A 26,920-nucleotide genomic window follows, 5' to 3' on the forward strand; every position below is an offset into this window, starting at 1 on the left:
CACAGCCGAGGCCTGCTGCGATGACCGGCGCGCCCCTGCCCGAAGCCGCGCCGTCCCCGACCGGGACCGACGCCGGCATCCCCTCGACGCAGCGCCCGCCCCGCGGCCGCTGGCGGGAGACCCTGGGGCTGCTGGCCCGCAACCCGACGGCGGCGGTCGCGGCGCTGGTGCTCGTCGGGATCGTGCTCATGGCGGTGTTCGACGAGACCCTCGCGCCCGACGGGCCCAACGAGATCGCGGTCGAGGACCGCCTGCAGCCGCCGAGCTGGGCGCACCCGTTCGGCACCGACGACCTCGGCCGGGACATCCTCAGCCGCGTCATCCTCGGCGCTGGCGTCTCGCTGCGGGTCGGGTTCCTCGCCGTGGCGATCGCCCTGGTCGTGGGCAGCCTCATCGGACTGCTGGCCGGCTTCTACGGCCGGTGGGTGGACGACGTCCTCATGCGGTTCATGGACGTCCTGTTCGCCTTCCCCGCGGTGCTGCTGGCGATCGCCGTGCTCGCCGTCCGCGGGCCCGGGGCGGGCAACACCGCCCTGGCCATCGGCATCGTCTACGTCCCGGTCTTCGCCCGGGTCACCCGGGCCAGCGTGCTCGGCGTGCGCGAGGAGGTGTACGTGCGGGCGTCCCGCTCGGTGGGCGCCTCCGACTTCCGGCTGCTCACCCGGCACGTGCTGCCCAACGCCGCACCGCCGATCATCGTGCAGACCTCGATCAGCCTGGCCTTCGCCGTCCTGGCCGAGGCGGCGCTGTCCTTCCTCGGCCTGGGCACCCAGCCGCCCAACCCCTCGTGGGGCCTGATGCTCGCCGAGGGGCGCGGCTTCATCGACATCGCCTGGTGGCTGGCCTTCTTCCCCGGGATGGCGATCTTCCTGACCGTGCTGTGCTTCAACCTGCTCGGCGACGGGCTGCGCGACGTCCTCGACCCGCGCCAGCGCACGCTCATGTCCGGCGGTGGCCGGTGACCGGACCCGCGCGGCCGGGCGGGGACCCGGGGACGCCGCTGCTGGAGGTGTCGGACCTGCGGGTGCGGCTGCGCACCCCGCGGGGGCCGGCCGACGTGGTCAACGGGCTGAGCTACGCGGTCGGCGAGGGGGAGACCGTGGCCGTGGTCGGCGAGTCCGGCAGCGGCAAGAGCGTCTCGGTCCTGGCCCTGCTCGGCCTGCTGCCGTCCGGGGTCGCCACGGTCAGCGGGCAGGCGCTGCTGCACGGCGAGGACCTGCTGACCATGGCCCCCGAGCGGCTGCGGCAGGTGCGGGGCCCGGGGGTCGGCATGGTCTTCCAGGACCCGATGACCTCGCTGAACCCCGTGCTCACCGTCGGCCGGCAACTGGTCGAGGGGATCCGCGCGCACGGCGAGGTCACCAAGGCCGACGCCCGCCGCCGGGCCGCCGAGCTGCTGCGCGAGGTCGGGCTGCCCGATCCCGACCGGGCGCTGGACCGGTACCCGCACGAGCTGTCCGGCGGCATGCGGCAGCGGGTGGTCATCGCCATCGCGCTCAGCAACTCGCCGTCGCTGCTCATCGCCGACGAGGCCACCACCGCCCTCGACGTCACCGTGCAGGCGCAGATCATCGAGCTCGTCGAGACGCTGCAGGCCGACCACGGCACCGGGGTCATCTGGATCACCCACGACCTCGGGGTGGTCGCCGGCATCGCCGACCGGGTGCTGGTCATGTACGGCGGGCGGTGCGTCGAGGACGGCACGGTGGACGACGTCCTGGAGCGGCCGGCCCACCCGTACACGCGCGGGCTGCTCGGCGCCCTGCCCGACCTCGCCCAGCCGGCCGTCGACGGACAGCCGCCCGACCTGGCCACCGTGCCCGGGGTGCCGCCGGCGCCGACCGACCTGCCGCCGGGCTGCGTGTTCTGGCCGCGGTGTCCGGTCCGGTCCGATCCGCGGTGCGAGACCGAGCAGCCGCCGCTGGCCGTGGTCGGCGCGGGGACGCCGACGGGCCTGCCGCACCGGGCGGCGACCTGGTGCCGGGAGGGGGAGCGCCGGTGAGCACCTCGATGCGGGCGCAGCCGGCGGCCGACGACGTCCTCGTCTCCGCGCGCGGGCTGCAGGTGCACTTCCCGGTCCGGTCCTCGGGGGTGCGCCGCCGCGCCACCGGCGTGCTGCGGGCCGTCGACGGCGTGGACCTCGACATCCTGCGCGGCGAGACCCTCGGACTGGTGGGGGAGTCCGGCTGCGGCAAGTCGACGCTCGGCAACGCCCTCCTGCGGCTGGTGCCGCCCACCGGTGGGTCGGTCACCTTCGACGGCATCGACGTGACCGGTCTGGACCGCCGCGGGCTGCGGGACCTGCGCCGCCGCGCAGGGATGGTGTTCCAGGACCCGTTCGCCTCCCTGGACCCGCGCCGCACGGTGGCGCAGACCGTCGCCGAGCCCCTGGAGGTGCACGGGCTGCGGTCGGGACGGCGCGAGCGGGCGGCGCGGGTCGCCGAGCTGCTCGAGCTGGTCGGCCTCGACCCCGCGGTGGCCACCCGCTACCCGCACGAGTTCTCCGGCGGCCAGCGGCAGCGGGTCGGCATCGCCCGGGCCCTCGCCGGGGAGCCGGACTTCCTGGTCTGCGACGAGGCGATCGCGTCCCTGGACGTCAGCGTGCAGGCGCAGGTGCTCAACCTGCTGCGCCGGCTGCAGCGGCAGCTGGGGCTGACCCTGCTGTTCATCTCGCACGACCTGTCCGCCGTCCGGCACATCTCCGACCGCATCGCGGTCATGTACCTGGGGCGGGTGGTGGAGGTCGGGCCGGCGTCCGCGGTCGGCACCGATCCGCGGATGCCCTACACCCAGGCGCTGCTGTCCGCGGTCCCCGTGCCGCACCCGCAGCTGGAGCGTGCGCGGCAGCGGGTCGTGCTGCGCGGCGACGTCCCCTCGCCGGCCGCCGTCCCCAGCGGGTGCCGGTTCCGGACCCGGTGCCCGTACGCGTTCGAGCCGTGCCCGGACGTCGACCCCGCCCTGCAGCCGGTGGGGTCGGCGCCGGGCCACGTGGCCGCCTGCCACCTGCACGGCGTGATCGGGACGCCGGTGCCGCGCGAGGAGGCCGCGACCGCTCCCGCGGAGTGAGACCGTCCCGTCCGGTGGGGCCGGAGCCGGTGTGCCAGTCTGGGCCGGTGGCAGTGGCGGAGGACAGGACCAGCCAGCGGACGGAGGCGGTCTCCTCCTACAAGGGGCACGGCATCCACGCCGCCCCCGGTGTCCACGAGTACGCCGTCGAGCTGGTGCGGACGGCGCTGCCCGGCGGCGGGCGGGTGCTCGAGGTCGGCTCCGGCTGCGGCGCCCTCGCCCTGCGGCTGCGCGACGCCGGCCTCGACGTCGTCCCCACCGACCTCGACCCGCCGCACGACTGGATCGCCCGCCTGGACCTCGACTCCCCTGAGTGGACCGAGCAGACCCGCGGGCCCTTCGACATGGTCGTGTGCGTCGAGACCCTCGAGCACGTGGAGAACCCGCGGCAGGTGCTGCGGTCGATCCGGGCGCTGCTCCGGCCGGGGGACCGGCTGCTGGTCAGCACGCCGAACGTGACCCACCCGCACTCGCGGCTGAAGATGTTCCTGCTGGGCTCTCCGTACATCTTCGGCCCGGAGTTCTACCACCAGCCGGGGCACATCACGATCCTCCCGGACTGGATGCTGACCGAGCACGTCCGGGCCGCCGGCTTCGACCGCATCGAGGTGACGACGGCCGGCGACACGTTCTACCGGGGGCCGGCGCGGCTGGCCTACCGGGTGGAGATCGCCGTCCTCAGGCTCCTCCGCGTGCGGCAGCGCGCCTCCCGAGGCGACGGGATCTGCACCTTCGTCACCGCCGTCGCCGTCTGATCCGCCGGCCGGAGCCCGCGCGACATGCCGGTGCGGCGGAGCCCGTCGGGATGACCGCAGCTGCCCGGCCGCCCCGTCACGCTGGGGATCGGGGGGCTTGTCGACAAGGCTGCGCGCGCAGGGACGGGTGACCGGAGGTCGGCGCGGCCCCGGACAACGATTGCGTGACGGAGCCCTCCGCGCCCCGGCCGAGGCGGCTGGTCAGCGGCCTGCGCGACCTACTTTTCGGTCGTCCGCGGAGCCTCGTGGACCGCGACGTCCGTCCCCGAGGAGACCACCCGTGGAAGCTGTGCTGTTGTGGCCGTCGGTCGCCGTGCTGGGCTTCCTGGCCATGGCCGGGTTGATCATCGGGCTGGGCAGGGGGTCGACCGCCCGCTACGAGTACGAGCGCAACTCCGTGGCCCAGCAGCCGCAGTCGGCCGCGGTCGGTGCCCCGGCGCCGGCCACCTCGGCCGGTGCGGTCGGCGCGGGCGCCTCGACCGTGGAGTCGGCGCGGCTCCCCGAGCGCGGCGGCGCGGCGGCTCCCGCCTCGCCGCGCGGGTCCCGGACGGCGGTGGCCGCCGACACCGCGCGCCGGACGACGGCTCAGCGCCCGTCGGCTCCCGGGTGGTGGCTCGTGGACGAGTGCGCCGAGCAGCCGGGAGCGCGGATCGTGGCCGGCCCGTTCGGCGACAGCATCGACGCGGAGTGGGCCGCGCTGGCCAACGGCCTGGCCGACACGACCCGCGCCGTCTACGGGCAGCAGCGGGCCGACGGTGCGCTCGTCGGCCGGCAGACGCCGGACGAGCGGGCGTGGCTGGCCGAGCTCGACGCCCACCTGGACCGGCTCCCCGAGGACTGGGACGCCCTGCTGTCGGACACCGACGCCCTCACCACGCTGGTGGTCGAGGTCGGCGCGGCGCTGGTCGAGGCGGGCCTGCCCCTGCACGACTGCTCCGGGCGGGGAGCGGACGGCGCGGCCGGGGGGGTGTGCCTGACCCCGGACGTCGCCAACTTCGGGGTCCTGGTGAGCTGGCACGCCCACGACCGCCTGAGCGTGCACCAGGCCCGCGGTGCGGCAGCCGACGCGGCGGTCACCCGCACGCTGGGCGCCGCGGTGGCCGACGTCCTGGTGCAGCTGGGCTTCGCGGTCGAGGCGATGGGCCCGGGCCCGTGCTACCGGGTGACCCCGCGGCCGCAGGACTGACCCGGCTCTCCGGGGCCGGCGTCCGTAGCATGGCGGTCGGCGTACGGCCCCCGGCCGGCACGCCGCCAGGAGGGCTCGCCTAGTGGCCGATGGCGGCGGTCTTGAAAACCGCTATGGGGTCAAACCCATCGTGGGTTCGAATCCCACGCCCTCCGCTGGAGCAGCGGTCGTGCCTCCCGTTCGAGGTGCCGGTCGCACGCCGGTGTCGGCTGGAGAGGTTCCCGGCTGCCGTGGTGCCGGCGGCTGCGGGAGGCCGTTGCCGCGACGCCGATAGGCGCCGGGCGGCACTCCGGTGTGACGGGTGAACGCCGCCGCGAACGCCGCCTCGGAGCCGTAGCCGACGCGCGCCGCGATGCTCGCGTTCGTCGTGTCTCCGGCGCGCAGCATGGTGATGGCCCGGCGCATCCGACTGCGGTAGAGGTACTGCATCGGGGGTTGGCCGACGGTCGCCGCGAAGCGGGCTGCGAACGCCGATCGGGACAGCCCCGCCGAGCGGGCCAGCCTCTCCAGCGTCCAGGGGGCGGCCAGGTCGGCGTGCAGAGCGGCCAGCGCCGTCGCGAGGTGGGGATCGCGCAGCCCCTGGAGCCAGCCGACCTCGTCCGTGGTCTCGAGGTGGTGCCGCAGCGCGCGGGTGACCAGCGCGTCGGAGAGCCGTGCCATGACGACCTCGCTGCCCGGCCCGCCCTCCAGCGTCTCGGTGGCCAGCGCCGCGGTGAGCCCGGCCAGCCACTCGGGGGAGCGTCCCTCGTGTCCGGGGACGAGGATGCACGGCGGGAACCCGGCCACGGCCGGGTGGTCCTCGTCGCCGAAGGAGAAGGCGCCGCAGACGATGGTCGTCACCTCTCCGGCACCGCCGACGACGATCCGGTTGCCCTGGGTGCGCCGGGCGAGGTCCAGCGCGGACACCGGAGGCACGCCGAGCGCCTGGGCCGAGGCGAGCTCGTGCGAGTCGGCCCGGGGCAGGACCACGAGGTCGCCGGGCCGCAGATCGAGGGGAGCCTGCCCGTCGACGCGGAGCGTGCAGTTCCCGGAGACGACGACGTGCACCCCGCGCAGGCCGCCGTCGAACCGGAGCCGCCACGGCGCGTGCAGTTCCAGCGAGCGGTAGGCAGCGCTGGTCAGCCGGAGCTCCTGGAGAACGGCGCTGAGCAGGTCCAAGGAAGCTCCCGCTGCCCTGCCCCCGGCGTGGACGGACGCTGGAGGATCGCGGACTCCGACGCATGGATCGTCCCCCGGCGCCTCCCTAGCGTCCAGAGCGAGGCGGCCGGTGGACTGCCGCTCTCGACTCCTGGGGAGGGAGCACGACGATGGCGTTCATCGACCCGCCCGGCGCGACCGCCGGCGCCGGCGCGCGGGACCTGCAGCGGATCGTGCAGGTGACCATCCCGGTCAGCGACCTGGCCCGCAGCGCGGCCTGGTACCGCGACCTGCTCGACCTGCGGTACGTCCGCGAGTTCAGCGATCACACAGGGGTGACCGGGTGCGGGCTCGTGGACTGGCAGGCCCGCTACCTGCTCGCCCTGCGGCTGCGATCGACGACGGCCGGCGGTGCGGACCTCCGCGGTGAGCACCCGGTCATCCTGGAGGCGGCGGACCGCGCCGCCGCCGAACGTGTGCAGACCCGGGCCACCGGCCTGGGCATCCCCTCCACGGCGGGGACGCACGTCGACGGCAGCTGGATCGAGTTTCTCGACCCGGACGGCATCGCGCTGCGCATCGTGCACTCGGCCGCCGGCCCGCGCGGCTTCCTCGGCGTCTGCTTCTCCGCCGAGGGCGGCGCGGAGCTCTACGACGCCCCGCGGTTGCGCCTGCCCGCGCCGCGGTCCGCGCACCCAGCCGGTGACCGGGCCCGGCCGGTCACCGCACCGTCCCCCGCCTCGTGCTGACCCGCCGACACCCACCCGGACCCTCGCCGGAGTGCCCGAGGCGCCCGGCCGATCCGGCGCGACCGGCCGCGACCGGTGCAGCACCGCCGTTCGTCGCCGACCGGCCCCTGGACCGCCTCGCGCGGCCGTGGGCGGTCCTGCTCACGACCCGCAGGCGGAACGGCACCTGGGTCGGGACGCCGGTCAACGTCGCCGTGGACGGCGACCGCGCTTACTTCGGCACGCCCGCCAGCACGGCGAAGGTCCCGCGGCTGCGGAACTCCCCCGACGTCCGGGTCGCCCCCTGCACCCCCCGCGGCACGCCGACCGGCCCGGGCCTGCCCGCCCGGGCTCGACTCCTCGGCGGCGGTGAGGCTGCCGCGGCGGCCCGACTGCTGCGGCGCGCGCACCCGGTCGTCCACGGCGTGCTCGTCCCCCTCGAGCTGCGGATCAGGCGGACCCGGGGCCTGTACTACGAGCTCCGGGCGTGGACGGGGGTCCCGGACGCCGCTCCGTGACCCGGTGCCGGTACGGCCGGGTCAGCAGCGCGCCGACGAGGACCCCGGCGAGGACAGCCGGACCGTGGATGTCGCGGAGCACGGTCAGCGGCACCCCTCCGAGCACGACCACAGGAGGGAGCACCACCACGGGCGGAGGCGCCGGGCCGCGGCCGGCCCAGGACACCAACGCCCATGCCGCGAGCCCGGCCAGCGGGCCGCAGAAGGCGACCGAGATGCCGCTGCTGTAGGGCTGCCAGAACTCGCCGACGACGTGGCCGACCAGTGCGCCGCTCACCCACAGCACCGCCCAGCGGCCCGTTCCAAACACCGGGCCTGCGCACCCCGGTCGTCCGGCGTCCCGCTACACCCCGGCCGACCAACGGCTGACCGGCGGCACGGGTCCGGCGGCCACGCCCTCCGCGCGAGGCGCCGTCCCCACCGGTGCGAGGAGGCCGCCCGCCCGGCCGGAGCCGAGCACGGCACCCGCGCGGTCGCCGGCCAGGAACACCTCGGGCAGGCGGGCCAGGTCCCGCCGCATCGCCTCCTGCCCGCCGAACTGGAAGCCGAGCTGCGTGGCGTAACAGGCACAGGCGTCCGCGCGCCGGGCGAGGTCCTGGGGCGGGACGACCTCGGCCAGCCCGGACGGGAGACCGGGCCCCGGCACGGCCTCCGGGGCGCGCAGCACGTAGGGGCTGTCCCGCCACCACAGCACCGGGCGCCCGAGCCCGGCCACGGCCCGCAGCACCTGCAGGTGGTCGACGTGACCGCCGAGCGCCTGCGGCGCCAGCCACAGGTCGGCGTCCTCGGCGGCCAGCACCTCCCGGACGGTGCGCCAGACGTCGTCGCCGCGCTGCACGCCGGCGAACAGGGCGGCGGGGCTCCGGTAACCCCGGTGCGGTGCCTCGGGCAGCCGGAGGTGGACCGCCCGGGCGCCCAGCACCGCCATCGCCGCGTCGTCCTCCCCCCGGCGAAGCGCCATGTAGTCGGCCTCGGCCGGCAGCCCCTTGTCGAGCTGGCAGGCCAGGGCGAACCCGGTGGGCGAGGGCACGCTCGCGGTGAAGCAGGTCAGCACGATGACGTCGTGCCCCGCCGCGGCGAGGGCAGCCAGCGTGCCGCCGGCCGAGAACGCGGCGTCGTCCAGGTGCGGGCTGACCGCGAGCACCCTCACAGCGTCCCCCGTTCGACTCCGCACTCGGTCCGCTCCTCGGTCGCTGGCGCTCCCTGCGATGCTCCCTCGCGCGTCGTTCTCACAGCAGGTGCGCCGCGGCGCGGAACCGGCAGGACAGGTCGACCTCCGCGGGCAGCGCCCAGCCGTCGTCCGAGGCGGTCCCGGCCACCCGGTCGTAGACGGCCTCGACCGCCCGCGCCAGCACCGGCCACGAGTACAGCCGGCGGACCTCCTCGAGCGCCGCGGTGGCCAGGCGGGTGCGCAGCGCGGCGTCGGTGAGCACCCGGTCCAGCTGGGCGCGCAGCCCCGCGACGTCGCCCGGCTCGTGCAGCAGACCGTTCTCCTCGTGCCGCAGGCAGTCGACGACGCCGACGCTGCGGGTGCTCACCGTCGGTAGCCCGCTGGCCATCGCCTCGAGCAGCGTGTTGCTGAAGCCCTCGCTGTAGGTGGGGCTGACGAACACGTCGGCCGAGCGGTAGACCTCCGGCGCCCGGTCGGGCGGGACGTAGCCGAGGAACGTCGTCCGGCCGTCGGCGTGGGCCCGGGCCTCGTCCAGGTCGGGGCCGATGCCGGACACCACCAGGCGGACGCCGTCGGGCAGCGCGTCGAGCAGGTCCAGCACGCCCTTGCGCCGGTCCACCCGCCCGTGGAACAGCAGCACCGGCGGCTCGCGCAGCGTCCCCAGCGGCCGCTCGGCCGGGGTGAACCGCCGGGTGTCGGTCGCCCCCGGGACGATCGTGAACCGCGCCGGGTCGCTGCCCAGGTTGCCGACCACCTCGTCGCGGAAGCTCGCGCTGCCGATGAGCACCGCCCCGGCGGAGTCGACGACGGTGCGCATGGCGGAGGCGTGCGTGGTGCAGCAGGTGCCGACCCAGTGCCCGTCCCCGCCCTGGATGCTGACCACGGTGGGCAGGCCGGTCTCCCGCGCGGCGGCGAGCACGGCCAGGCCCGGCGGATAGCCGTACTGGGCGTGCAGCACGTCGAACGGCCGCTCGCGGTGCAGGCCGACGACGGTGCGCACGATCTCGGCGATGTCGCCCTCCCAGTCGGCCGGGACGACGGTCTCGCCGCGGCTGGGCAGCGCCACGACCTCGACGCCGTCGGGCACCCGCTCCGGCGGGGGTGGGCCGCCGCCGTACACCCGGGTGCCGGCCTCGTCGTCGCGGTACTGGCTGACCAGGGTCACCTCGTGCCCGAGGGCGACCAGCTCGCGCAGCAGGTTCTCCGCGTAGACGCTCATCCCGCTCACCGCCGGCCAGTAGCGCCGGCTGACGAAGCAGATCCTCATGCCGACTCGGCCTCCCTGAGCGTGGCCATCGCCCGCGGCACCATCTCGTGCGCCCGGTGCCCGTCGCGGGACAGTTCGAGGGTCACCAGCCGGTCGTAGCCGGCGGCGCCGAGCGCCCGGAGCACCGCGGGCAGGTCGACGTCGCCCTCGTCGAGGGGCAGGTGGTCGTGCACGCCGCGCCGCATGCCCTCGACGGCGACGGTCCCCAGGTGCGGTGCGAACGCCGCGACCGCCTCCTCGGGGGCGTACGCCCCGGCGACGACGCAGTGCCCGGTGTCGAGAGCCAGCGTGATCCCGGGCGCCTCGGCCGCCAGCCGGGCCCAGCCGTCGCAGTCCTCGACGAGCATCCCGGGCTCCGGCTCCACGGCCAGCGCGGGACCCCGCCCGCCGGAGCTGTCGACCAGCGCCCGGACGCCGTCGACCAGCCAGCCCCACGCCTCGGCGCGGTCCACGCCCGGCCGCGGCACGCCGGCCCAGAAGCTCACCGCCTCGGCACCCAGCACCTCGGCGAGCTCGCAGGCCAGCCGCAGGTAGGCCAGCCGCCGGGCCCGGCCGTCGGGATCGGGGGTCACGAGCGTCGGCTCGTGCTTGACCCGGGGGTCGAGCAGGAAGCGGGCGCCGGTCTCGACGACGACCCCCAGGCCCAGCTCGTCGCAGCGCGCCCGCGTCTTCTCGGCCTGCGTGAACGCGTCGGGCGCGAACGGATCGAGGTGCACGACGTCGAGGGTCAGCGCGACGCCCGCGTAGCCGGTGTCGGCGAGGAGGGAGAGCGCGTCGGAGAGCCGGTGCGAGGTCAGCCCGTTGGTGTTGTACGCGTAGCGGAGGGTCATCGGGCGAGCACCTCGGCCACGACGTGCCGGCCGGGCTCCCGGTAGAGCGGGTAGAGGGCGCCCACCCGCCGGTCGGCGCCGGCCCGGTCGAACCAGGCCGGCCCGCCCAGGCGCTCCTCGGCGTCGGCCGGGAGGTGCACCCGCGCCCAGCCGCCCGGGTCGGCGCCGACGGCGACCAGCGGCTCCCCGCGGTCGAGCAGCCGGCGCACGCCGCGCTCGCCGATCCGCCCGTAGGACATCGTCTCCACCTCGAGCCCCGGCACCAGCACCTTGGCGGCCACCGCGTCGCCGGCCGAGGGCTGCAGCTCCACCAGTACGTCGAACCCGGCTCCCTGCACCGCCCCGGTGACGGCGGCGGACAGGTCGTCGCCGTCCCAGGTCGGGAGGTCGGTGAGGGGGACGGTGGCGCGACGGGAGAGGACGGTGTCCTGCAGGAGGTCGACCAGCGCGCCGGTGCCCATCCGGGTCCAGGCGAGCATCGCCGCCAGCGCGCGGTCCTCCTCCACCAGCCGCTCGGGCGGGTGCCCGCCGCGCCAGGCGTCCAGGTATCCGGGCGGAGTGGCGGGCCGGACCACGTCGAACGGGCCGTGCATGAACGCCTTGCGGCTGCGCGCGGAGGCGAACTCGTGCAGCGCCTTGCGGACGGCGGTGTCGCGGTCGGGGTGGGCGGCCTCTCCGCAGGCGGTCGCCATGACCGGCACCGGCTCCGACCGGTCCCGCGAGCAGCCGACGGCGTACACGTCGACCACGCCGAGGTCGGTGCTGGCCAGCTTGACCGCCACGTCGATGCCCGCGGCGTCCAGCCGGTCGAGCAGGGCCAGCGCGTCGGGGTCGCGCAGCCCGGCCAGGTCGACGACCACCCCGGCGTCCATGGCGCGGAACGCGGTGGCGTTGCCGTCGCGCTGCAGCACCTCCAGCAGCGCGTGCGCGACCGCGCGCCCGGCGTCGAACGCCGCGCCCTGCCCGTTGGTGATCACCGTGGTCAGCCAGCCGTCCGGGGGCGGGGCGCCGGGCAGGTCCTGCGGCGCGGAGGCGACCAGCTCGGCGGGCACCAGCACGGTCTCCCCGTCGCGCAGCCGGGTCATCGGCAGCCACTGCAGCGGCCGGTCGTCGTCGTAGGCGCTGCCGGCCTCGAGGCACAGCGTGCGCGGGTCGGCCACGCGGTCGCGGCCCTCCCGCCGGGCCAGCTCGGCGTAGGAGGCCTGCACCCGCTCGACGCCCTGGTGCGCCCGCACCGACAGCGCCATCTCGGCCAGCTCGCCGAGCGCGCCGGTGCGGGCCTCCTCGCGGGTCGCGCCGTAGCCCAGGCCGCTGCCGCCGGGATGGGCGGCCGTCGTCGGCAGGACGGCGCTGTGCAGCGGCACGTCGAGGACGTCGAGCCCCTCGATCGCGAACTCGTCGACGGTTCCCGGGAACGAGTCGAGGTACCGCTGGGCGGCGGTCAGGGTGGTCGTCACAGCTCCTCCAGGGGGACGGGCGCGGCGTCCGGTGGACCGGCGAGCAGCCGTCGCACCAGGTGGACGACGTGATCGGTGGTGATGCCGGGGACGATCTCGAACGGCGTCGCGACCGTGCCGAAGTCGAGCGCCCCGACCACGGCCAGGTACTGGCGCAGCTCGCCGTGGGACAGCGGGATCTGCGCGTGGAAGGCCTTATGCGCGCTCAGGGCGACCGGCGTCCCGTCGGGGTCGAGGTCGACCTTGAGCGAGTCGCCGCAGAACAGCACGCCCCGGCGGCTGTCGTGCAGCACCGAGTGCCCGGGGAAGTGGCCCCCGGTGCGGTGCAGCGTCAGGTCGGGGGCGAGCACGAGGACGTCGTCGGCGGGCCAGGTGACGCGGAAGGCCTTCGTCCACTCGAGGTCCTCGACGCCGACGCACACCACCCGCGGCTCCAGCTCCTGCTGCAGTTGCCACAGCGCGCCGTAGCCGTGCACGTGGCTGGCGGCCAGGACGCCGAACCCGCCCTTCCCCGCGGCCATGCGGCGCAGCTCGGCCAGCATGTCGGCGGTGTACCAGGGGGCGCACTCGAAGCCGACCAGGCCGGAGTCGGTCTCGATCACCCAGCCGCTGCTGTCCAGGCCGAAGCGCGGCTCGGTGCCGAACTCGGTGACGCCGTCCACCGCGGTGGGCCGCCAGAAGCCGGTGACCAGCTCGTCGGCCTGCTTGTCGGTGACGAACTCGAAGCCGTGCTCGGGCAGCGCGTTGCGGACGTCGGCGCAGACCGGGCAGGTCAGCGGGCCCGGCGCCGGCCAGCGCTGCCAGTGCCCGCAGTTGGTGCAGGCGTAGGCCGGCAGGTCGGGCAGCAGGCCGCGGTAGGGGTTGGTGTTGGGGTCGAGGCTCATCGGGGGGCTCCGGGGTCGGCGGCGTCGAGGGCGTCGAGCAGGAGGCGGTGCAGCCGCAGGTCGCGCGCGGCGTCGTAGGGCCATGCCGTCCCCGCCCGCCCCGGTTCGGCGACCGCGGCGGTGAAGGCGGCGAACTGCGCGGCGAACGGGCCGGTTCCGGCGAAGGGGACGTCCACCGGGTCGGGGCGGTACAGGGTCAGCGAGCCGCCGGCGGTCTGTCCCATCGTGTCGACGGCGACCGCCATCCCGCGGGTGCCGACCACCTCCAGCCGGCGCCGGGGGAGGGCGTCGGGGGTGTTGAACGCGACGTGCAGGTCGACCAGCACGCCGCCGGCGGTGCGGCCGGACAGCAGCGCGCCGTCGTCGACCGGGTAGCCGTGCACCCGGCGCTGCAGCACGGCGGACAGCTCGACCACGTCCTCGCCGAGGACCGCGCCGGTGAGGTCCAGACCGTGCGGCGCCAGGTCGATGGCCGCCCCGCCGCCGGCGCGGGCGCGGTCGACCCGCCAGTTGTCGTGCGGCCGGCCGTCCGGAGACCACTCCGCCGGCAGCCAGCAGCAGTAGACGACGCGGACGGCGGTGACCGAGCCCAGCTCGGGCAGCAGCTCGCGCAGGCGCACGTGCGCCGGGTGCCAGCGCTGGTCGAACGCCGTGCCGAGCAGCACGCCGGCCCGGTCGGCGGCGGCGACGAGGGCCTCGGCATCGGCGGTGTCGGCGGCCAGCGGCTTCTCGCAGAGCACCGCGGTGCCGGCCGCGGCCACGGCCTCGACCACCGTTCGGTGCGCGGCGTTCGGGACGGCGACGTAGACCGCGTCGAGCCCCGGGGTGGCCAGGAAGGCGGCGAGGTCGGAGCTCCGCGGGGCGTCGACGTCCAGGCGGGCCAGGGCGGCCGGATCGCGGTCGTGCACGGCCACCACGCGCGCGTCCGGGGTGGCCAGCAGCGCGGGCAGCGCGTGATCGCGGGCCACCCAGCCGCAGCCGGCGACCCCCCACCCGACGGCGCGGCTCACCAGTCCTCCGGCAGGTCGACCAGGAGCCGCCGCCGCGCCGCGTCGGGCGGCAGCGGGTCCGGCCAGCGGGCGGGCAGGTACCCCGACCGCGGGCCGTACTCGGCGGCGTAGCGCGGGCTCGGCCAGGTGAGCACGCCGTCGCGGTAGAGCGGGTTGGGGCGCAGCGGGCCCAGCGGCTCGGCGAGGTCGGCCGGAGCGGGGGAGCGCGGATCGCCGGCGACCAGGGCGATCGCCTCGCTGGCCCGCAGGGCGGCGGGGTCGGCGGGCCGGGGCGCCCGGCCCGCCAGCAGGGCGGCGGTGAGCTCCTCGTCGTCGTAGAGCAGGCCGGCTCCGAGGACGGCCGCGTACCGCTCGGGCGCGAGCGGCTCGCCGGCGGGGTCGGCGACGTGCGCGTGCCCGACGACGACCGTGCCGCCCACTCCGGCCAGCGCGGTCATCGCCGCGGCCGCGGCCGGCTTGTCGCGGACGAAGTAGAACGCGTCGTGGCACAGCACGTACGCCGGCGCGGGCACCCGCAGGTCCGGGACGGCGGTCAGGTCGGCGCACACGTACCGGGCGGTCGGGCAGACGAAGCGCCGGGCCAGCCAGAGCTTGGCCCAGACGACGTCGACCCCGAGCAGGTCGGTGCAGCCGCGGCGGGCCAGCTCCCGCAGGTGCGCCCCGATGCCGCAGGCGACGTCCACCACCGGCCGCGCGCCGGGCCAGTGCTGCTGGAGGAGGGCCAACCCGGCCAGGTGGGTCGGGTCCGACCACCGGTGGGCGAAGTAGTCGGCCACCCGGCCCATGCCGAGCAGGTCCATGGCCTCGCGGAGGGTGGCGGCGGCCGGGACGCGGGCCAGCTGCTCCGGCGGGGGAGGGGGCTGGTCCCACCAGTCGTCCGCGTCGGCGAGCAGCGCGACCCGGGCCCGGTCCACCTCTCCGGCGGCGAGCAGGCCCCGGACCTCGTCGCGCAGGTCGTCGCGGCCGGCCCGCGCGAACGGGATGCCGTCGACGACCGGGACGTCGAGTGCCGCCGCCGTCACAGTGCCGCCGCCGTCACAGCCCCGCCGCGGCCAGCACGTCGAGGTGGAACGCCTGCACCGGCCCGGCGTGCACCAGCTCCAGGTCGTCGAGCGCCTGCGACGCGGTGAACGCCGCGGCCCGGGCGTGGTGGTGCACCTGCAGCACCCGGTCCAGGACGTCGGCGGCGTGGAACGCCTGCGCCTCGGGCGAGCCGGCGTCGGCGCGCAGGGCGAGCACCTCCCGCAGCCGCCCGGCCAGCGGCGCCGGCAGGGCGGCCAGCTCGCGCTCCTCCAGCGTCGCCAGCACCCGCGGGAGCGCGGACCCCAGCAGCACCTCGCCGGCGAACCCGGCGTCCGGCAGCACCGCGTTGTGCAGGTGGTGCGCCAGCCCGACGAGGAAGGGGACGACCGGGTCGGCGTCGAACGCGGGCGCGACCAGCGCCCCGTACACCGCCACGGTCAGGCAGTGGTCGCCGTGGCTCTCCGGCGGCTCGACCACCACCCGTGCCCGGCCCGGCGCGGTGGCCCCGGCGCGGGGCTGCCGGTTGAGCCGCCCGGCGATCGGCGGCGGCTCCGGCGCCGGGCCGGCGAGGGGCAGGGCGACGCGCAGGCGTGCCCGCAGCGCCGGGTCCAGCGGCCCGGCCACCTCGTCGAACCCGCGCCGCAGCACCCCGTGCGCCTCGGCCTCGGCCAGCCCCGCCGCGGTCAGCACCGCGCCGTCGATCCCGGCCAACCGGGCCCGGGCGACGGCCGCGGCGGTCTCGGAGAGGGCGACCGTGGGCGCGTCCTCCCCGGCGACGAGCCGCCCCCACGCGCGGGCGAAGGCCTGCTCGGCCAGCGAGCCGGGCCGGTCGGCGACCCGGACCCGCTTGGCGTCGCCGACCTCCGCCAGCAGCGGCCGCAGCGGGGCCAGGGCCGGTAGCCCGGCGGTCACCGGCCGGCCGGAGCCGCGGCCAGCCAGTCGAGCAGCACCTGCTCCTGCCGGTGCAGGGCGTGCTCCGGGGGCGCGCCGTCGGGACTGATGGGTGCCTTGAAGAACCAGCCGAGCTGCGTCTGCACCCCACCCTCGCCGCGCTGGGCGGCGAGGTCGGTGAGCCGGGCCAGCTCGATGGCCAGCGGCGCGGCCAGGATCGAGTCGCGGCACTGGAAGTCGACCTTCACCTGCATCCGCTGCCCGAGGAAGCCGACCAGGTCGATGGCGTCCCAGGCCTCCTTCGAGTCGCCGCGCGGGCGGTAGTAGTCGATCCGCACGACGTGGTCCTCGACGGGGTAGCCGAGGATCGAGTCGAGGACGCTGCCCTTGGTCTGCAGCTTGCTCGACAGCGAGTCCGGGTCCTCGAGGGCCAGCCCGTCCCGGTTGCCCAGGATGTTGGTCGAGTACCAGCCCTCGACGGTCAGCGCGCGGCTGCGGAACGCCGGGGCCAGCACCGTCTTCATCATCGTCTGGCCGGTCTTGCCGTCCTTGCCCGCGATCGGGACGCCGCGCCGCTCGGCCAGCTCGACCAGCGCCGGGACGTCGGCGGCCAGCGACGGGGTGAAGTTGACGTAGCCGACCCCCTCGGCGATCGCCGCGTAGGCGTACACCATCGCCGGGGTGATCGAGCGGTCGTCGGCGTCGAGCCCCGCCTCGAAGGCCCCGGCCGACTGCAGGGCCGGCGCCGCCGGGTCGGGCCAGCGCTCGGTCGAGGCCAGGTTGACCAGGACGAGGCCGTCCAGGTCCTGCTCCGCGCGGAACCGGACGAGGTCGGCACGGACGGCGTCCACCTGGGCGCGGCGGGTCTCGGCCAGCACCACGTTGCCGCCGGTCACGTTGCGGCAGAAGTCCTCGTCCCCGGCCGCCGGCCAGGGCGTGATCGACGACAGGGCCGGGCCGGCGTGCTCGAGCTGGCGGGAGTCGAGCACCCCGTGCTGCTCGGCGGCCTTGAACAGGTCGGAGCCGTCGAGGTCCCAGCCGCCGACGACCAGGTCGGTGTAGCCGGCCATCCCGGTGACGGTCTCGAGGGGGACGCCGTCCAGCTCGACCCCCGCCAGGGGCAGCCCGGAGGTGTCGGACGCACCGCGCCGCAACAGCTCCAGGCCGGCGACGGCGGTGGTGGCGACGGCTCCCCCGAGGCCGACCACCGCGAGGCCCACTCTGCGTACTCCACTGGTCAACGCAACCTCCTCGTGCCAACAAAATCGTGCACAACCGAGCGTGGCACAGCTCGGTGGAGGGTGCTGGGTGGACGGCGGATCGGCCGGGGCCGGCGCTCAGCGGTGGGCGTCGGTGCGCACCAGCCGCAGCCAGCCCAGCAGCAGGGCGCCGGCCGCCCAGACCAGCAGCACCGTCACCGACGACGCCTGCGTCATCCCCGGGATCCCGCCGAGCAGGAGGTGCGCCGCGCCGGACCCGGGCAGGGCGTGGGCGAAGGACGTCGTCCAGGCGTAGCCGAACTGCGGCAGCAGCAGCGGGAGCACCAGCATCGCCAGGAAGACCGTGACGAGGGCGCCGGCGGTGTTGCGCAGCAGGAAGCCGAGCCCCACCGCCAGCGCCGTGCCGGCGGCGAAGACGAGGGCGACGGTGCCGACCGCGTCCAGGGCGCCGGCCCACGGCAGCGCCAGCTCCGCGTGCGGCGCGGCGAACGCGCCGAGGGCGGCGGCCAGCGCGAGCAGCACGCCGAGCACGGTCGCGGTGCCCACCGCCACGACCGAGCGGGCCAGGAACAGGACGCCGCGGCGCGGTGTCCACTGCAGGGTCGGGACGATCCCGCCGGTGGCGTGGTCGGCCGTGACCGCGGTGAGCGCCAGCGCCAGGAGGGCGAACTGCGCCGGCATGGCGGGGAAGCCCAGCACCTCCCAGGTCCGGGCACCCTGCGGGGGAGCGGGGTCGGAGGCCGCCTCGGCGCCGGCGATCGCGTCGATCCCGAACAGCACGACCGCGGCGGCCGCGAGGAACAGCCAGGTGGACCGCACCGTCCACAGCCGGGTCCACTCGGCCGCGCAGGTCCGGGCGAGCACCCGTGCGGTGCCGACCTCGCGCGTCACCGTGCCCCCTCCGTCGCCGTCCCCGCCGGCTCGGTGGCGCCGGCGTACTCGACGCTCGCGCCGGTCAGGCTCAGGTAGGCCTCCTCGAGGGACTGCGCCACGTCGGAGAGGTGGTGCAGCGCAACGGAGGCGGCGTTGGCCAGCTCGCCGACCTCCTCGGCGGTGGTGCCGTCGACGAGCAGCTCGCCCACGCCGACCCGCTGCACGACGCGGCCGCGCTCCTGCAGCAGGCCGGCCAGGGTGTCGGCCTGCGCGCTGCGGACCCGCACCTGGTGGTGCCCCAGGCCGCGCAGGATCTCCTCCGTCGTCGCGTCGGCGATGAGCCGGCCGCGCCCGATGACGACCAGCCGGTCGGCGATCTGCTGCATCTCGCTCAGCAGGTGGCTGGAGACCAGCACGGTGCGGCCCTCGTCGGCGAGGCGGCGCAGCAGCCCGCGGATCCAGCGCACGCCGTCGAGGTCCAGGCCGTTGACCGGCTCGTCGAACAGCAGCACGCGGGGATCGGCGAGCAGGGCCGCCGCGATCCCGAGCCGCTGGCGCATGCCCAGCGAGTAGCCGCCGATCCGACGACGGGCCGCGCGGCCCAGCCCGGCCAGCTCGATCACCTCGTCCACCCGCCCGGCGGGGACGCCGTTGGTCCGCGCGGCGACACGGAGGTGGTTGCGCCCGGTGCGGCCCGGGTGCGCGGACCCGGGGTCGAGCAGCGCGCCGGCCTCGCGCAGCGGCTCGCCGAACGTCGCGAACGGCCGCCCGTTGACCAGCGCCTGTCCCGAGGTGGGCCGGTCGAGGCCGAGCACCATCCGCATCGTCGTCGACTTGCCCGCCCCGTTCGGCCCCAGGAACCCGGTGACCTTCCCGGGCGGCACGTCGAAGCTCAGGTCGTCGACGGCCAGGACGTCGCCGTAGCGCTTGGTCAGGCCCCGGACCTCGATCACCGGGATGCCTCGTGCGCGGCCGAGGGCGCGTGGCTGTCCTCGACCCACTCGAGCAGGTCGCCGGGCTGGCACTCGAGCACCCGGCACATCGCCTCCAGGGTGCTGAAGCGGACGGCCTTGGCGCGGCCGTTCTTCAGCACGGCGACGTTCGCCGGCGTGAGCCCGACCCGCTCGGCGAACTCGCCCACGCTCATCTTGCGCTTGGCGAGCTCGACGTCGATGCGCACGACGATCGGCATCAGATGACCGCTTCCATGTCCGTGCGCAGCGTCGTCGCCTGCCGCAGCAGCTCGCGCATGACCAGCAGGAGCAGCCCGACCACGGCGCCGACCAGCAGCAGCACCAGCAGCAGCGCGGGCAGCACCGGGTCGTCGCTGACCTCGTCGACGATGAAGTAGTAGGCGCACACGAAGGCGCCCAGAAGCATGACCCACCCGACGGCGACGGCCCGCACGATGGCGGTGACCCAGGGGAGCGCACTGGCGCTGAAGATGCGGTCGTGCGTGACCATCGTCAGCAGCTTCCACGTGCAGACGAGCACGACCTGGACGCACAGCAGGCCCAGCACCGAGGCCGCCAGCATCGCCCACCGCATGACCGACTGCTCCGCCGACGGGTCGGCCAGGTCGGGCACCAGCTCGGGCAGGGCCCAGATCTGTGCCGCCACCAGGGCCACGAACACCAACACCAGCAGGATCCGGAGGGGGCCCACCGCCCGATGCGCCATCGTCATGCATCGAGCGTCGGTTGACATCTATCGATTGTCAATAGAAGCCACCCCGGCGAGTCGCGCGCGTGCGGGTGTGGCCGGGCCCGGCGGGTCAGGCCCGGATCAGCAGCTTCCCGCCGTGCGCGGCGAAGTCGCGCCGGAGCTCCTCCAGGATGTCCAGGCCACCGGCGTCGGCCGCCCGCACGCCCCGCAGGTCGAGCACGACGCGGGCGTGCCCGCTGCCGCGCAGCCCGTCGGCGGTCCCGCGGAGCAGGTCCGCGCCGAGCGAGGTCAGGTGGCCGCTGGCCCGGATCAGCCCGGCCCGCCGGTCGACGACCTCGGTGAGCCCGGCGGTCACGCGACCGCCCCGGACGAGGACTCCAGCTCGATCACGCGCCACAGCCCCGTCCGGCGCAGCAGGTCCTCGGTCCGCCGGTTGGCCCCGCGCAGCACGACCGCGCCGCCCCGCGCGCGGCAGGTGCGGTGGGCCCACAGGAAGCTGGCGACGGCGGAGCTCGACAGGTGCGCGACGCCGGAGAGGTCGACCACGAGGCGGCGCGCGCCGGCCAGCAGGGCGTCGTGCAGCAGCCAGCGCACGTCGGCCAGGCCGTCGGCGAGCACGGCGTCGTCGAGGCGGATGGTCACCACGTCGGCATCCGGTGTGGCGTCGAGCCGGGGCCGGGCTGGAGCCATCGTCATCGTCGTCCTCCTCTGAGCAACCGGAGCCGCGATCGTGCAGGCGGTCACTGACAGCCTGGTCGGAGGACATTGCGATCCCGCTGGGCGTTGCTTTGCGATCCTGTGACGGCGAGCCGAACGTCCGGGGACCGGTGGCAGCATGGAGGGAGTGGCTCTGCGTCTGCTGGTCGTCGAGGACGACGACCCGATCCGGACCGCCCTGCGCTGGGCGCTGGAGGACGAGGGCTACGACGTCGCCGAGGCCGGCAGCGGCGAGGAGGCGGTGGCGCTGGTGGCGACCGCCGCGCCGGACCTCATGGTCGTCGACCTCATGCTCGGGCCGATGGACGGGTTCGCCGTCATCCGGGAGGTCCGCCGCGACCACGACCTGCCGATCATCGTGGTGAGCGCCCGCGCCGACACCACCGACATCGTCGCCGCGCTGGAGGCCGGTGCCGACGACTACGTCACCAAGCCGTTCCAGGTGAAGGAGATCACCGCGCGGCTGCGGGCCCTGCGCCGACGGGCGGGAGCCGGGGCCGCGGGGACACCGGAGGCCGATCCGGCCGAGGTGGTGCTCGACCGGCACCCGCCCGCGCCGCTGGTGCTGCGGGAGATGCGCGGCACCGTCCACCGCGGTGAGGAGCAGGTGCCGCTGACGCTCACCGAGTTCCGCCTCCTGTGCGAGCTCGCGTCCGCCCCGGGCCGGGTCTTCAGCCGGCAGGCGCTGCTGGAGCGGGTGTGGCAGCACGGCTTCTTCGGCGACGAGCGGATCGTCGACGTCCACATCCGGCGGCTGCGCACCAAGGTCGAGCTGGACCCCGGCGCGCCGCGGATCGTGGTCACCGTGCGCGGGCTGGGCTACCGGCTGGACCCGCGCTGAGAGCGGACAGGACCGTGAGCATCGCAGCGAGGGACGAGCGAGGAGCGGAGCGCCCCGCGGGAGCGAACCGGGGAGGACGGCGACGGGCCCTCGGCGGGCGGGGGCTGCGGGCCCGGATCGTGCTGGGCTTCGCCGTCGGTGCCCTGCTGGTCTCCGCCGTGCTGGTCACCACCACCTGGCTGCTGGCCAGCGGCTACCTGCTGGACCAGCGCGAGCGCTCGCTCACCCGGCAGGCGTTCGCCGACGCGAACCTGCTCAGCAACCGGCTGGCCACGGCCGGCACCGAGGTCGGCGAGGTCGTGGGGGAGCTGGTGCCCTCGGGCGGCGCCGACGTCGTCGTCCGCAGCGGCGACTCCTGGTACTCCTCGAGCCTGGACGTCGGCGCCCGCGACGTCCCGGCCGACCTGCTCGAGCTGGTGGGACAGGGGTCCGCCGGCAGCGTCCGCGTCGACACCCCCGCGGGCCCCGCGCTCCTCGTGGGGGTGCCGGTCCCCGCCGCCGGGATCGAGTTCTACGAGCTCTCGCCGCTGACCGAGCTGCAGATGGTGCTGCGGACGCTGGCCGCCGTCCTCGGCGCCGGCGCGCTGGCCGCCACGGCGGCCGGGGCGGCGTTCGGCGCGTGGGCCAGCCGCCGCGCCGTCGCGCCGCTGGAGCAGGTGGCGGGCGCGGCCACCCGGATCGCCGGCGGTGAGCTCACCACCCGGCTGCCCCCGACCGACGACCCCGACCTGGTGGCGATCGTGGCGAGCTTCAACAGCATGGTCGACGCCCTGGCCGCCCGCATCGAGCGCGACGCCCGCTTCGTCGGCGACGTCAGCCACGAGCTGCGCAGCCCGCTGACCGGCGTCGTCACCAGCGTCGAGGTGCTCGCCGCGCGCCGCGCGGAGCTGTCCCCGCGGGCCGACCAGGCGCTGGCGCTGGTCGAGCGGGAGCTCGGCCGGTTCCGGCGGATGCTCGACGACCTGCTGGAGCTGGCCCGGCTCGACGGCGCCCCGCCGACCGACCGCGCCGCCCCGGTGTCCATGACCGCCCTGGTCCGGGAGGTCCTCGCCGCCGGGCGCCGCGACGCCGCCCTCCTGCACGGCGACCCCGACGAGGAGACCGTGGTGACCGGCGACAAGAACGGCCTGGAGCGGGCGGTGCGCAACCTGCTCGACAACGCCGACCGGCACGCCGGCGGTCCGCGCGCGGTGCACGTCGAGCGGCGGGACGGCGCCGTGCTGGTGTGCGTGGACGACGCCGGACCCGGCGTCCCGGTCGCGGACCGCGAGCGGGTCTTCGAGCGCTTCGCCCGCGGGCAGGGCGCGGCCCGGGGCTCGCTGCCCGGCGCCGGCCTCGGGCTGGCGATCGTCGCCGAGACCGCGGCCCGCCACGGCGGCTCGGCCTGGTGCACGCCGCTGGAGGGCGGCGCGCGGTTCGTCGTCTCGCTCCCCGGGGGGCAGCGGTGAGTCGCCGGCTGCTGCCCGCGCTGCTGTGCTGCCTCGTCGCCGGGTGCGGGGTGTCCACCGGCGGCCCGGCGGAGGAGATCCCCGCCACCGACGTCCCGTTCGGGCTGACCTCGCCGAGCCCGCTGCCGACGCCGACCGCCGCGCCCGAGCCCGAGGCGAGCACCGGCCAGGTGTACCTGGTGGCCCCCGACGACCGGCTGGTGTCGCGGCCGCGGGAGGTGACCGGGCCGTCGCTGGCCGGCCGCCTGGACGCGCTGCTGGAGCGGCTGGCAGCCGGGCCGACCCCGACCGAGCGCGACGAGCAGCTGTCCACCGCGCTGCCGCCGGACGTCGAGCTGGCGGTCGCCGACGTCACCGACGGAACGGTGACCGTCGACCTCAGCGGCCCCGCCGACGTCCCCTCCGGCCTGGCCAGCCGGCGCGCGGTGGCCCAGCTGGTCCTCTCCGCGACCAGCCTGCCGGGCGTGGCCTCCGTCGTCCTGAGCCTGGAGGGGCAGCGGGTCGACGCGCCCCTGCCCTCCGGCGAGCTCACCGCGCAGCCGCTGACCGCCGCGGACTACGCGGTGTTCCAGACGCCCGCGCCCACGCCCGCGGCGACGGCGCTCCCCGCGCCGCCGTCCTAGGTCCGGCGTCCCGACGCGACCGCCAGCCGGCGCACCGTGCCGGCGAGCGCCCGCGGGGTCAGCCGGCCGTCGGCCAGGCCCAGGGCCACCACGTCGTCGAACACCCGCTGGTCGGCCGCGGCGGCGCGGACGGCGGCGTCCATGAGCCGCGGCCAGCGGCTGAGCGACGCGGCCGCCGACGAGGAGCGCAGGTGGGCGGCCAGCCGCCGCTGCAGCGCCGCCCGGTACCGCGCGCCGGCGTCCGGCCCGGTACCCGCCGCCGCCCCGGCCAGCGCCCCGGAGACCACCGCGTAGAAGATGCCCTCGCCGGTGAGCGGGTTGACCAGCGAGGCGGCGTCGCCGGCCAGCAGCACCCGGCCGTCGGGCTGCCGCGGCCGACCGGTGGACAGTGGCAGGCGGTGGGCGCGCAGGCGGGCCGGCACCACCCCGGGCAGCAGCCGCTGCAGCCCCTCGACCAGCGCCGACCGCGTCGCCCCGCCGGAGACCAGCTCGCCGTAGCCGACGTTGACCCGCCCGTCGCCCAGCGGGAAGGACCAGGCGTAGGCCGGCCAGCGCTGCGCGGTGGTCACCAGCAGCTGCGTGCCGGCCTGCCCGGCGGGCTCGGCGGCGTAGCCGCGGATCGCCACCGCCAGCCGGTCGGGCCGGTTGGTGCGCAGCCCCAGCGCCCGGCGGACGACGGACTCCGCCCCGTCGGCCCCCACCACCACGCCGGCGCGCAGCTGCCCGTCGACGGTGACGCCGTCGGGGTCCGCGCGCAGCTCCCGGACGGTGTGCCGGCGGAACCGGGCGCCGTGGTCCAGCGCCGCGGCGAGCAGCCGGCCGTCGAGCACCTCGCGAGGGACGACGTAGGAGGGGCGGGCCGTCGCGCGGTCGACCGCGGCGCCGCCGGGGGAGCGCAGCGACAGCCGGGGGACCGCCGGATAGCCGGCGACCAGCTGCGCGGGGTCGACGCCGAGGGCGGCCAGCACGTCGAGCGCCTCGGGGGCCACGCCGTCGCCGCAGACCTTGTCGCGGGGGAACTCGGCGCGGTCGACGACGAGCACGGTGGCGCCGGTGCGCCGCGCGGCCAGCGCCGTGGCCGACCCGGCGGGACCGCCCCCGACGACGACGACGTCCCAGCGCTCCACGGCGCCGACGCTAGGCGGTGGCGGCCGGCGGTGCCTCCCGCGTCACGGCGGGGTCGGCGACCACTTGCGGGTGGGGTGCTCGTAGCCCGCCATGAAGTCGAGCAGGCCGGCCGCGTCACCGACCACGCCGAGCGCCTCCAGCCGGCGGCCCTCGAGGTACCCGTCGTCCACCATGCGCCGCAGCTGGGCCAGCAGCGGCTGCCAGAACCCGTCGACGTCGAACAGCACGGCCGGCTTGGCGTGCAGGCCGAGCATCCCCCAGGTCCAGGCCTCGAAGAGCTCCTCGAGGGTGCCGGCGGCCCCGGGCAGGGCGACGAAGGCGTCGGACAGCTCGGCCATGCGGGCCTTGCGCTCGTGCATCGAGCCGACGACCTCCAGCCGGGGTAGGCCGGGGTGGGCCAGCTCGTCGTCCACCAGGTGCTGGGGGATGACGCCGACCACCTCGCCACCGGCGGCCAGCGCCGCGTCGGCGACGACGCCCATCAGCCCGACGTGCCCGCCGCCGTAGACGATGCCGACGCCCGCGCGGGCCAGGTCGGTGGCGAGGCCGGCCACGGCCCGCTCGTGGGACGGCGGTCCGTTCCGGGACCCGGTGAAGACGGCGACGCGCACGGGACGAGCCTGGCACGCCCGCGCCGGCGCTCGCCGCGGGGTTCACTGTGCGGGTGTTCTCCTCGACCGACGGCTGGGTGACGTGCTCGTTCGGCCACCGGCACTGGGGGCTGGTCGGCGCGGCCGGGCTGCTCGTGCACCGGGACGGCGCCGACGGGGTCGAGGTGCTCCTCCAGCACCGGGCCACCTGGTCGCACCACGGCGGGACGTGGGGGACGCCCGGCGGCGCGCTGCACGCCGGGGAGTCGGCCGAGCACGGCGCCCTGCGCGAGGTCCGGGAGGAACTGGGGCTGCTGCCCGACGACGTCGTCCTCGGCGCGCGCTCGGTGGACGACCACGGCGGCTGGTCCTACACGACCGTGCTGGCCCGGCCGGTCCGCCCGATCGAGCCCGGCGACCTGCGGCTGGACGGCGAGAGCGACGGCGTGGCGTGGGTCCCGCTCGCCGAGCTGGCCTCGGTGCCGCTGCACCCGGGCTTCGAGGCGTCGCTGACCCGGCTGCACGACCTCCTCTCCTGACCCTCCCCGTCGGTTTCCGCGGAAACCGCCGGGGGGCTCCGTCGGTTTCCACGGAAACCGCCGGAGTCAGCCGACGGTTGTCACGAGAACCGACGTCAGGTGGGGGTGACCGTGACCGTCAGCGCGCGGTGGTCGCCGACCGGCAGCACGGTCGCGGCCGCGTCCCGGCTGTGCACACCGTCGCCCAGCGCCAGGACGTGGTCCAGCTGCACCCGCGGCGCGGCGCCGGGGAAGGTCGGCGTCCGCACCAGGGCGGTGGCCCGGAGCAGCCGGGCGGGCACGGCGCCGGGCAGGTTGAGGTCGCCGGCCAGCACCACCGGGCCGGTCATCGCCGACACCCACCGGCGCAGCCGCAGCAGCTGGCGGACGGCGGTGTGCGGCGCGAACGAGAGGTGGGTGGTGACGACGGTCAGTCCAGCCAGCCGGGCGGCGACGGCGATCCGCGGCTCGTCGGGTACCCACCACCAGCGCCGGCCGCCGTTGGCCGGGTCGGGCCCCTGCACCGGGAGCCGCGCCCGCCCGGCACCCAGCCCGAGCACCGACCACTCCAGCACCGGCAGCCGGCTGAGCAGCGCGATCCCGTAGACCGGACCGGCGGCGCCCGGGTGCGGTCCGCGCAGCGCGGGCTCGGCCGGCGTCCAGCTGCGGAACGGGTCGGGAGTGCCGGCGACGGTGGCCGCGGCCCGCCAGTGCGCAGCGCCGAGCCCGTCAGCGAGGACGGCGGCCTGGTCGGTGCGGTGCGACCGCGGCTGGGCGGCATCGACCTCCTGGACGGCCAGCACGTCGACGTCGAGGTCCGCCACCGCGGCGGCCAGCTCCCCGGCCGGGAGGACGGCACCGGCGCGGCCCCGGCCCGAGGCGATGTTCACGGTGCCGATCCGCACGGGGGACCCCACCGGCCGCACGCTACCCCGGGGCGCCGGTCCGGCCTCGAGATGCCTGTCCGTAGCTGGGCCTCTACCGTGAGCTGCCGCGTCGTTCTCGTCGGAGGTCCGGTCCTGTCACCCCGTCCGCGCCACCTGGCCGCCGGCTCCGTGCCGCCCGGCCGCCGCCGGGACGCGCTCGCCGGCCGCGGGCCGCTGAGCCTGCTGCTCCTCGCCGTCCTCCTCGGGGTCACCGGCGTCGTGATCGCCACCGGGCCGGCCGGCTCCGATCCGCAGCCGGCCGGGACCGCGGGCTCGATCGCCGCGGACCCGCCGGCCGAGCCCGACGCCCGCATCGGCACCGCGGCCCGGCGGGCCCCGTCGGCGGGGCAGGCGTCCTCGGTGACGGCCGAACAGGCCGCGTCCGACCCGACGGCTCGTGCCGGCGCCGCGGCCGGCCCGGCGCACCCTCGGGCCCGGGGGCCGGGCC

Annotated in this window: 32 protein-coding genes and 1 tRNA gene; 13 read left to right on the forward strand and 20 right to left on the reverse strand. The window is 76.6% G+C overall.

The window, feature by feature from the left end:
- Positions 1-20: 20 nt before the first annotated feature.
- The 6 genes from PGN05_RS07500 (at position 21) to PGN05_RS07525 (ending at position 5,162) form a co-directional block, all read left to right on the forward strand.
- Positions 21-962: an ABC transporter permease gene (locus PGN05_RS07500; RefSeq protein WP_419751913.1), complete on the forward strand. Its 942-nt coding sequence runs from the start codon at positions 21-23 to the stop codon at positions 960-962.
- Positions 959-2,002, forward strand: a complete 1,044-nt coding sequence (locus PGN05_RS07505) for an ABC transporter ATP-binding protein (protein WP_419751914.1) — start codon at positions 959-961, stop codon at positions 2,000-2,002. The genes PGN05_RS07500 and PGN05_RS07505 overlap by 4 nt, the downstream gene beginning before the upstream one ends.
- Positions 2,003-2,010: 8 nt before the next feature.
- On the forward strand, positions 2,011-3,066 hold the full coding sequence (locus tag PGN05_RS07510; RefSeq protein WP_419751945.1) for an ABC transporter ATP-binding protein: 1,056 nt from the start codon (positions 2,011-2,013) through the stop codon (positions 3,064-3,066).
- A gap of 47 nt (positions 3,067-3,113) precedes the next feature.
- Positions 3,114-3,821, forward strand: a complete 708-nt coding sequence (locus PGN05_RS07515; protein ID WP_419751915.1) for a class I SAM-dependent methyltransferase — start codon at positions 3,114-3,116, stop codon at positions 3,819-3,821.
- Between the two features lie 280 nt (positions 3,822-4,101).
- Entirely contained in the window at positions 4,102-5,007 is a 906-nt protein-coding gene (locus PGN05_RS07520; RefSeq protein ID WP_419751916.1) for a hypothetical protein, read from the forward strand.
- Positions 5,008-5,075: 68 nt separating this feature from the next.
- Positions 5,076-5,162: transfer RNA gene (locus PGN05_RS07525), tRNA-Ser, on the forward strand.
- Here the strand turns inward: PGN05_RS07525 and PGN05_RS07530 are convergent.
- Positions 5,119-6,165 carry an AraC family transcriptional regulator gene (locus PGN05_RS07530; RefSeq protein WP_419751946.1) on the reverse strand — a complete coding sequence of 349 codons (1,047 nt, stop codon included), beginning with the start codon at positions 6,163-6,165 and terminating at the stop codon, positions 5,119-5,121. The genes PGN05_RS07525 and PGN05_RS07530 overlap by 44 nt on opposite strands.
- Positions 6,166-6,314: 149 nt before the next feature.
- Between PGN05_RS07530 and PGN05_RS07535 the strand changes: the two genes are divergently transcribed.
- Together PGN05_RS07535 and PGN05_RS07540 are read left to right on the forward strand one after the other, a co-directional pair.
- Complete coding sequence (locus PGN05_RS07535; RefSeq protein WP_419751917.1) at positions 6,315-6,893, forward strand: VOC family protein; 579 nt, start codon at positions 6,315-6,317, stop codon at positions 6,891-6,893.
- On the forward strand, positions 6,887-7,390 hold the full coding sequence (locus tag PGN05_RS07540) for a PPOX class F420-dependent oxidoreductase (RefSeq protein ID WP_419751918.1): 504 nt from the start codon (positions 6,887-6,889) through the stop codon (positions 7,388-7,390). Before PGN05_RS07535 ends, PGN05_RS07540 begins: the two co-directional genes overlap by 7 nt.
- On the opposite strand, the gene PGN05_RS07545 is transcribed toward PGN05_RS07540, so the two are convergent.
- The 16 genes from PGN05_RS07545 to PGN05_RS07620 all read right to left on the reverse strand — a co-directional run bounded on the left by PGN05_RS07545 (position 7,323) and on the right by PGN05_RS07620 (position 20,377).
- Positions 7,323-7,667: a hypothetical protein gene (locus PGN05_RS07545; RefSeq protein WP_419751919.1), complete on the reverse strand. Its 345-nt coding sequence runs from the start codon at positions 7,665-7,667 to the stop codon at positions 7,323-7,325. The genes PGN05_RS07540 and PGN05_RS07545 overlap by 68 nt on opposite strands.
- 66 nt (positions 7,668-7,733) lie before the next feature.
- Positions 7,734-8,534, reverse strand: a complete 801-nt coding sequence (locus PGN05_RS07550) for a PIG-L deacetylase family protein (protein ID WP_419751920.1) — start codon at positions 8,532-8,534, stop codon at positions 7,734-7,736.
- Between the two features lie 85 nt (positions 8,535-8,619).
- Entirely contained in the window at positions 8,620-9,828 is a 1,209-nt protein-coding gene (locus PGN05_RS07555; protein ID WP_419751921.1) for a glycosyltransferase family 4 protein, read from the reverse strand.
- Complete coding sequence (locus PGN05_RS07560; protein WP_419751922.1) at positions 9,825-10,658, reverse strand: sugar phosphate isomerase/epimerase family protein; 834 nt, start codon at positions 10,656-10,658, stop codon at positions 9,825-9,827. Before PGN05_RS07560 ends, PGN05_RS07555 begins: the two co-directional genes overlap by 4 nt.
- Positions 10,655-12,115, reverse strand: coding sequence for a YcaO-like family protein (locus tag PGN05_RS07565; RefSeq protein WP_419751923.1), 1,461 nt, complete (start codon positions 12,113-12,115; stop codon positions 10,655-10,657). Before PGN05_RS07565 ends, PGN05_RS07560 begins: the two co-directional genes overlap by 4 nt.
- A complete protein-coding gene (locus PGN05_RS07570; RefSeq protein ID WP_419751924.1) occupies positions 12,112-12,999 on the reverse strand; it encodes an MBL fold metallo-hydrolase in 888 nt (295 codons plus the stop codon). Before PGN05_RS07570 ends, PGN05_RS07565 begins: the two co-directional genes overlap by 4 nt.
- Positions 12,996-14,009: a Gfo/Idh/MocA family protein gene (locus PGN05_RS07575; protein ID WP_419751925.1), complete on the reverse strand. Its 1,014-nt coding sequence runs from the start codon at positions 14,007-14,009 to the stop codon at positions 12,996-12,998. Before PGN05_RS07575 ends, PGN05_RS07570 begins: the two co-directional genes overlap by 4 nt.
- Positions 14,006-15,031 carry a class I SAM-dependent methyltransferase gene (locus PGN05_RS07580; RefSeq protein ID WP_419751926.1) on the reverse strand — a complete coding sequence of 342 codons (1,026 nt, stop codon included), beginning with the start codon at positions 15,029-15,031 and terminating at the stop codon, positions 14,006-14,008. The genes PGN05_RS07575 and PGN05_RS07580 overlap by 4 nt, the downstream gene beginning before the upstream one ends.
- 13 nt (positions 15,032-15,044) lie before the next feature.
- Positions 15,045-15,944 (reverse strand): hypothetical protein, encoded by a 900-nt coding sequence (locus tag PGN05_RS07585; RefSeq protein WP_419751927.1) that lies wholly within the window; start codon positions 15,942-15,944, stop codon positions 15,045-15,047.
- A complete protein-coding gene (locus PGN05_RS07590; protein WP_419751928.1) occupies positions 15,941-17,143 on the reverse strand; it encodes an inositol-3-phosphate synthase in 1,203 nt (400 codons plus the stop codon). The genes PGN05_RS07585 and PGN05_RS07590 overlap by 4 nt, the downstream gene beginning before the upstream one ends.
- A gap of 117 nt (positions 17,144-17,260) precedes the next feature.
- Positions 17,261-18,034 (reverse strand): hypothetical protein, encoded by a 774-nt coding sequence (locus tag PGN05_RS07595; RefSeq protein WP_419751929.1) that lies wholly within the window; start codon positions 18,032-18,034, stop codon positions 17,261-17,263.
- Positions 18,031-18,969: an ABC transporter ATP-binding protein gene (locus tag PGN05_RS07600; RefSeq protein WP_419751930.1), complete on the reverse strand. Its 939-nt coding sequence runs from the start codon at positions 18,967-18,969 to the stop codon at positions 18,031-18,033. Before PGN05_RS07600 ends, PGN05_RS07595 begins: the two co-directional genes overlap by 4 nt.
- Positions 18,966-19,208, reverse strand: a complete 243-nt coding sequence (locus PGN05_RS07605) for a helix-turn-helix domain-containing protein (RefSeq protein WP_419751931.1) — start codon at positions 19,206-19,208, stop codon at positions 18,966-18,968. The genes PGN05_RS07600 and PGN05_RS07605 overlap by 4 nt, the downstream gene beginning before the upstream one ends.
- On the reverse strand, positions 19,208-19,702 hold the full coding sequence (locus PGN05_RS07610; RefSeq protein ID WP_419751932.1) for a DUF2975 domain-containing protein: 495 nt from the start codon (positions 19,700-19,702) through the stop codon (positions 19,208-19,210). Before PGN05_RS07610 ends, PGN05_RS07605 begins: the two co-directional genes overlap by 1 nt.
- Positions 19,703-19,790: 88 nt before the next feature.
- On the reverse strand, positions 19,791-20,036 hold the full coding sequence (locus PGN05_RS07615; RefSeq protein ID WP_419751933.1) for an STAS domain-containing protein: 246 nt from the start codon (positions 20,034-20,036) through the stop codon (positions 19,791-19,793).
- A complete protein-coding gene (locus PGN05_RS07620; protein ID WP_419751934.1) occupies positions 20,033-20,377 on the reverse strand; it encodes an STAS domain-containing protein in 345 nt (114 codons plus the stop codon). Before PGN05_RS07620 ends, PGN05_RS07615 begins: the two co-directional genes overlap by 4 nt.
- 139 nt (positions 20,378-20,516) lie before the next feature.
- Between PGN05_RS07620 and PGN05_RS07625 the strand changes: the two genes are divergently transcribed.
- From PGN05_RS07625 to PGN05_RS07635, 3 genes are read left to right on the forward strand one after another with little or no spacing between them, the layout of a single operon-like run.
- Entirely contained in the window at positions 20,517-21,239 is a 723-nt protein-coding gene (locus tag PGN05_RS07625; RefSeq protein WP_419751935.1) for a response regulator, read from the forward strand.
- A 14-nt stretch (positions 21,240-21,253) separates the two neighbouring features.
- Entirely contained in the window at positions 21,254-22,687 is a 1,434-nt protein-coding gene (locus tag PGN05_RS07630; RefSeq protein ID WP_419751936.1) for a sensor histidine kinase, read from the forward strand.
- Positions 22,684-23,310: a GerMN domain-containing protein gene (locus PGN05_RS07635; protein ID WP_419751937.1), complete on the forward strand. Its 627-nt coding sequence runs from the start codon at positions 22,684-22,686 to the stop codon at positions 23,308-23,310. The genes PGN05_RS07630 and PGN05_RS07635 overlap by 4 nt, the downstream gene beginning before the upstream one ends.
- Here the strand turns inward: PGN05_RS07635 and PGN05_RS07640 are convergent.
- Together PGN05_RS07640 and PGN05_RS07645 are read right to left on the reverse strand one after the other, a co-directional pair.
- The gene (locus tag PGN05_RS07640) at positions 23,307-24,437 is read right to left on the reverse strand and encodes an NAD(P)/FAD-dependent oxidoreductase (RefSeq protein ID WP_419751938.1); all 1,131 of its coding nucleotides are present in this window, start codon (positions 24,435-24,437) and stop codon (positions 23,307-23,309) included. The two genes, PGN05_RS07635 and PGN05_RS07640, sit on opposite strands and share 4 nt — an antisense overlap.
- A gap of 42 nt (positions 24,438-24,479) precedes the next feature.
- A complete protein-coding gene (locus PGN05_RS07645) occupies positions 24,480-25,049 on the reverse strand; it encodes a TIGR00730 family Rossman fold protein (protein ID WP_419751939.1) in 570 nt (189 codons plus the stop codon).
- 53 nt (positions 25,050-25,102) lie between these two features.
- Here PGN05_RS07645 and PGN05_RS07650 point away from each other — a divergent pair, with 53 nt between their 5' ends.
- Entirely contained in the window at positions 25,103-25,567 is a 465-nt protein-coding gene (locus tag PGN05_RS07650) for an NUDIX domain-containing protein (RefSeq protein ID WP_419751940.1), read from the forward strand.
- A gap of 95 nt (positions 25,568-25,662) precedes the next feature.
- Here the strand turns inward: PGN05_RS07650 and PGN05_RS07655 are convergent, their stop codons facing one another.
- Positions 25,663-26,463, reverse strand: a complete 801-nt coding sequence (locus tag PGN05_RS07655) for an endonuclease/exonuclease/phosphatase family protein (protein WP_419751941.1) — start codon at positions 26,461-26,463, stop codon at positions 25,663-25,665.
- Between the two features lie 138 nt (positions 26,464-26,601).
- Here PGN05_RS07655 and PGN05_RS07660 point away from each other — a divergent pair.
- On the forward strand, positions 26,602-26,920 hold a 319-nt coding region (locus tag PGN05_RS07660; RefSeq protein WP_419751942.1), incomplete at its 3' end, for a hypothetical protein.

The organism is Geodermatophilus sp. CPCC 206100 (genome assembly GCF_048569675.1).
Taxonomy (GTDB): Bacteria; Actinomycetota; Actinomycetes; order Mycobacteriales; family Geodermatophilaceae; genus Geodermatophilus.